6 protein-coding genes and 2 tRNA genes are annotated in these 5,545 nt (G+C 33.3%); all 8 read left to right on the top strand.

Going from position 1 to position 5,545, the window contains the following annotated elements; translation table 11 throughout:
• Window positions 1-1,116 (top strand): alanine/glycine:cation symporter family protein (locus WBN21_RS03010; RefSeq protein WP_424197816.1); only part of this gene is annotated, 1,116 nt, incomplete at its 5' end.
• A 19-nt stretch (window positions 1,117-1,135) separates the two neighbouring features.
• Window positions 1,136-2,014 carry a ComEA family DNA-binding protein gene (locus WBN21_RS03005; protein ID WP_424197815.1) on the top strand — a complete coding sequence of 293 codons (879 nt, stop codon included), beginning with the start codon at window positions 1,136-1,138 and terminating at the stop codon, window positions 2,012-2,014.
• The gene (locus WBN21_RS03000; protein ID WP_424197814.1) at window positions 2,015-3,181 is read left to right on the top strand and encodes an acyl-CoA dehydrogenase family protein; all 1,167 of its coding nucleotides are present in this window, start codon (window positions 2,015-2,017) and stop codon (window positions 3,179-3,181) included. It abuts the gene before it with no gap.
• Window positions 3,182-3,626: 445 nt separating this feature from the next.
• Complete coding sequence (gene rpsU, locus WBN21_RS02995; RefSeq protein ID WP_424197813.1) at window positions 3,627-3,821, top strand: 30S ribosomal protein S21; 195 nt, start codon at window positions 3,627-3,629, stop codon at window positions 3,819-3,821.
• A 132-nt stretch (window positions 3,822-3,953) separates the two neighbouring features.
• Window positions 3,954-4,844 carry a tyrosine-type recombinase/integrase gene (locus WBN21_RS02990; protein ID WP_424197812.1) on the top strand — a complete coding sequence of 297 codons (891 nt, stop codon included), beginning with the start codon at window positions 3,954-3,956 and terminating at the stop codon, window positions 4,842-4,844.
• A gap of 36 nt (window positions 4,845-4,880) precedes the next feature.
• The gene (gene hpf, locus WBN21_RS02985; protein ID WP_424197811.1) at window positions 4,881-5,183 is read left to right on the top strand and encodes a ribosome hibernation-promoting factor, HPF/YfiA family; all 303 of its coding nucleotides are present in this window, start codon (window positions 4,881-4,883) and stop codon (window positions 5,181-5,183) included.
• A 111-nt stretch (window positions 5,184-5,294) separates the two neighbouring features.
• A tRNA-Thr gene (locus WBN21_RS02980) sits at window positions 5,295-5,368 on the top strand.
• Between the two features lie 90 nt (window positions 5,369-5,458).
• Window positions 5,459-5,540 (top strand) — tRNA-Tyr (locus tag WBN21_RS02975).
• Window positions 5,541-5,545 lie beyond the last annotated feature (5 nt).

Below are 5,545 nucleotides of genomic sequence, written 5' to 3'. Positions count from 1 at the left end.
GGAATGTCAACAAAATTTGTAGAATGTACTTTAGGTGTTCAATATCGAGATGTTGGAGAAGACGGAACCGTATATGGTGGTCCAATGTATTACATAAGCAAAGGACTTAAAGCAAAAGGGTTTAAAACTTTTGGTAAAATTGCCGCTGGTATTTTTGCTGTTTTCTGTATAGGTGGATCGTTTGGTGGTGGAAATGCAGCCCAATCAAACCAAGCAACTATTGTAATTAAAGAATTGTTTAACTGGCAAAGTACTGCTGCAGGAGCTATTGTAGGTCTTGTATTGGCTGTTTTAGTTGGTATTATAATAATTGGAGGTATTAAACGTATCGCCCAAGTAACTGAAAAAGTAGTGCCGTTTATGGCCATCATGTATATTGTAGCATGTTTGTATATTATACTTAGTAATTTTACGCTTATAGATGATGCTATTAGTCTTATTGTTGTTGAAGCTTTTAATCCAACAGCATTTGGTATTGGTTCGTTAATTGGAGTTTTACTTGTAGGATTTCAGCGTGCAGCATTCTCTAATGAAGCTGGAGCAGGTTCAGCCTCTATAGCGCATTCTGCAGTTAGAACTAAATACTCGGCGTCAGAAGGTTTAGTAGCGCTATTAGAACCTTTTATTGATACCGTTGTTATTTGTACCATGACGGCATTAGTTATTGTAATTTTTAACCTAGGCGGTTTCTTTGAATACGGTGGTGATGGTTCAGGTGCTGTATTTATAGATGGTTTACCATACGAAGGTGCAGGAATAACATCACAGGCGTTTTCTCAATATATTCCATATTCTAATGTGTTTTTAACTGTTGCAGTAGTATTATTTGCTGTATCAACTATGATTTCATGGTCGTATTACGGGCTTCAATCTTGGAAATTTCTTTTCGGAAGAGGGAAAGTAGCAGATTTAGTTTATAAAATATTATTCTTAACGTTTGTAGTAATAGGCGCAGCAGCAAGTATGAACTCTATATGGTCATTCTCTGATGCTATGATTTTTGCTATGATTTTCCCAAATATGGTTGGTTTATTCTTGTTATTCCCTGTAGTGAAAAAACAATTAAAGCGTTACCTTGGGGCTATTAACCTTAAAAAGGAAGCAATAGATAACTAAATTAATAATTTAAATTTATATGAAATCCCATTTTACGTTTTCTAAAGAACAGCGAAATGGGATTTTTTTATTATTAACACTCATTGTAATCTTTCAATGTGTTTATTTCTTTATTGGTTTCACTTCTGATGATATTCAAATAAATAAAGAAGAGCTTTCAAAATTCACTTCTGAAATGGATTCGTTAAGGCTAGTTAAAATTGAAGAAAGTAAACCTAAAATATATCCTTTCAATCCAAACTTTATAACCGATTTTAAAGGTGAATCCTTAGGAATGACAAATGAGGAAATTGATAGATTAATTGCTTTTCGAAAACAAAATAATTGGATAAATTCCACCAAGCAATTTCAAGAAGTTACAAAGGTTTCTGATTCTTTATTGGAAGTTATTTCGCCCTTCTTTAAATTCCCAGAATGGGTAATAAATTCAAAGCCTAAAACCAATTCATCATATAGTTATGCTAGCAAGCCTAAAGTATTTTCCCAAAAGCAAGATTTAAATACTGCAACAGCATTACAACTTCAATCCATAAACGGCATAGGGAATGTATTTTCAGACCGAATAATAAAATACAGAAATACATTTAAAGGCGGTTTTATTGCCGACGTGCAACTACAAGAAGTATACGGTTTAACCCCAGAGGTTATCGAAAAAATAACAAATCAGTTTACAGTAAAAACACCTAGGGCTATTAAAAAGGTAAATATTAATTTGGCCACGGTTGACGACTTGGTTACAATACCTCATGTAGATTATGATTTGGCACACAATATTATCGAGCAACGTCAATTAAGAGAGGGTTTTAAGTCGATAAACGAATTAAAAAAAGTTAAAGGCATTCCAGTAAATAAATTGCAGATAATTGAATTATATTTGCACTTCGAAAAAGAAAATTGAATGAATAGCATGTATTTTACAGAAGAGCATAATCTTTTTAGAAAAAGCCTTCAAGATTTTTTACAAAAAGAAGTGGTTCCACATATTGAAAAATGGGAGCAAATAGGTAATATCGAAAGATTTATTTGGAAAAAATTTGGAGACATGGGCTTCTTTGGTATTAATTATCCAGAAGCTTATGGTGGCATGAATTTAGATTTATTCTACACCGTTATTCTACTTGAAGAACTTCAAAAAATAAACTCTGGTGGGTTTGCCGCAGCCATTTGGGCACATTGTTATTTAGCCATGACACATTTAAATGCAGAAGGCGATGAGGCAATCAAGCAAAAATATTTAGCACCAAGTATTGCAGGCGATAAAATAGGCTGTCTTTGTATCACCGAACCTTTTGGTGGAAGTGATGTTGCAGGCATGCGCACAACAGCCGTTAAAAAAGGAGATCATTACCTTATAAACGGATCAAAAACATTTATAACAAATGGCGTATTAAGTGACTATTTAATTGTCGCTGCCAAAACAACACCAGAACTAGGTAATAAAGGCATAAGCATATTTGTATTAGATCGCGACATGGTTGGCGTTACTGCAACCAAACTTAATAAATTAGGCTGGAATGCATCCGATACTGGCGAAATAGCATTCGATAATGTTAAAGTGCCGCTATCAAACCTTATAGGGAAAGAAAACCAAGGCTTCTCATACATCATGCAGCACTTTTCTTTAGAGCGTTTAATCATGGGAATAAACGCCCATGCTCGTGCAGAATATGCACTAGAGTACGCACTAAAATATATGAGCGAGCGTCAAGCTTTTGGTAAAACTATAGATAAATTTCAAGCCTTACGTCACAAGATTGCAGATTTATATACCGATATGGAAGTATGTAAATCCTTTAATTATGCCGTAACATCCAGACTAGATAAAGGAGATTATGTTGTAAAAGAAGCAACCATGTCAAAACTGAAATGTACAAAAATGGCTGATGAGGTAATTTACCAATGCCTTCAGTTTTTAGGTGGTTACGGTTACATGGAAGAATATCCAATGGCGCGTTTATTGCGCGATAGTAGGCTAGGACCAATTGGTGGCGGAACTTCCGAGATTCTTAGGGAGATTTTAGCAAAAATTATAATCGATAAGAAAGAGTACAAGCCAGCAACATAAATTGCTGATTTTATGTAAATATTAAAAACCCTAAACTTTTTTGTTTGGGGTTTTTATTTGGGCGTTCCCAAGGGTCGGACTTTTATTCATGCATTTCTATTTTATGTTTTTGAATTCATGAACATAAATGTTTCAATACAAGTCCTCGCACCTCCAAAGTGGGGCTGTGGGCTTTCCTTTGCAATCCCTAACGCACTTGTTTGCTAGCTTTTGTTTTTTTTAGGATGTTGTTTGTTTTTTTGAGTGGTTCGTTTAATCCAAAAGTAAAGTTCCGTTTCAATGAACTTTATCGATTTCTAAACGAATTTTGACAATTTTTCTGATAAAGTCAAGCATATATTTTCTTTAAAATCACTTAAAAAAATAATACATAGCAATTGCAAATTCTAAATTACTTTTTATATTTGCAACCTGAAAAATCTAAAAGAGAGGAGGTTAAGACACTATGTTAAAAATTCCAGTAAAAGAAGGAGAAAATATAGATAGAGCACTAAAGCGTTACAAACGTAAGTTTGTTAAAACAACGGTTAAAAATCAGTTGAACGAGCGTAAGCAGTTTACTAAACCTTCTGTTGAACGTAGAGCGCAAGTTAAAAAAGCGCAATACATCCAATCGTTAAGAGATGCAGAAGAAGTATAGGTAATACTTTCTTTAAAATCATACAATCCCGCTTCATGTACTGAACTTGTTTCAGCATCAAGCGGGATTTTTTTGCTTCATCATTGAATAAAAGGTTGTACATTTATCTAGAAAAGTCTAACAATCTAAATTTTGTCTTTCAAACTCTTTACAGATTACCTTCTATTAGAAAAAAACTACTCCAAGTTAACGGTAAACGCCTATCAAAATGATTTAGAAGATTTTTCAGATTTTATAAAAAGCGAATATGAAACCCATTCAATAAATCAAGTCAATTATCCACAAATAAGAAATTGGATCGTATCACTTGTAGAAAACGGATTAACTAACCGCAGCATTAACCGAAAAGTATCAGCACTAAACACCTATTATAAGTTTCTTTTAAAAACAGGCGATATTGATTTGAACCCTTTATCCAAACACAAAGCCTTAAAAACAAGTAAAAAAATACAAATACCATTTTCAGAAGCAGAAATTAAATCGGTTTTAGACGATTTAAACTTTGCTGACGATTTTGAAAGCATCCGCAATAAGTTTGTTATAGAATTATTCTATTCCACAGGCATTAGAAGAATAGAACTTGTGGAGTTAAAACTTTCAAATTTAGATTTACATAATAATACGTTAAAAGTACTCGGGAAAAGAAATAAAGAGCGCATCGTTCCGTTATTAAAATCAGTAGTTCAAACAGCGGCTAAGTATTTAAACCTTAGAAATACCCTAGAAAGTATTTCGGATATGGAAAATCTCTTTTTAACGAAAAAGGGAGTTAAAATATATGAAACACTTGTTTACAGAATAATAAATGAGTATTTTAGTTTGGCATCTTCAAAGGTAAAGAAGAGTCCACATATACTCAGGCATTCTTTTGCTACCCATTTGTTAAATCAAGGTGCCGATTTAAATGCTGTTAAAGAACTTCTAGGACATTCAAGTTTGGCTGCTACACAAGTCTATACTCATAATAGTATAGCGGAATTAAAAAAAGTGCATATAAATGCACACCCAAGAAGTAAAAAATAGCGTTTGTAAAATTATTGTCTAACCAAAAAAAAGACCATGAAAGTAAACACACAATCAGTAAATTTTAATGCAGACCAAAAGTTGATAGATTTTATTCAACATCGCATGGATAAATTAGATTTGTTTTATGATAAAGTAATTAAATCTGATGTTTTTTTAAAAGTAGAAAATACAAGTAATAAAGAAAATAAAATATTTGAAGCAAAAGTTAGTGTGCCTGGTGATAGCTTTGTAGTAAAAAAACAATGTAAAACCTTCGAAGAAGGGGCAGATATGGCAATTGCATCACTAGAAAGACAGTTAAAAAAGAGAAAAGAAAAATTAAGAGCACATTTATAGTAAAATTTCTCAAAAAATGTTTTGAATAAAGTAAAAAATCTATACATTTGCAGTCCGTTAGAAATAGCGGGCTTTTTTTATGTGGTTTTTTGGTAAAAAAATTCATAAAAAGCCGATGTAGCTCAGCTGGCTAGAGCAGCTGATTTGTAATCAGCAGGTCGTGGGTTCGAGTCCCTCCATCGGCTCTTTAAATTCCTGCGAAGGCAGGGGTCTTAAAACAGAAAATAAATAACTGTTTTTGAGAACGTTCTTTAAAATATTGAAATAAGTTTATTGGGGAGATACTCAAGCGGCCAACGAGGGCAGACTGTAAATCTGCTGACTACGTCTTCGCAGGTTCGAATCCTGCTCTCCCCACAAAT

The organism is Algibacter sp., assembly GCF_049667265.1.
Classification (GTDB): Bacteria; Bacteroidota; Bacteroidia; order Flavobacteriales; family Flavobacteriaceae; genus Algibacter_B.
Note: the sequence above shows the minus strand (reverse complement) of the source record. Positions and strands in the feature narration are given on the sequence as shown.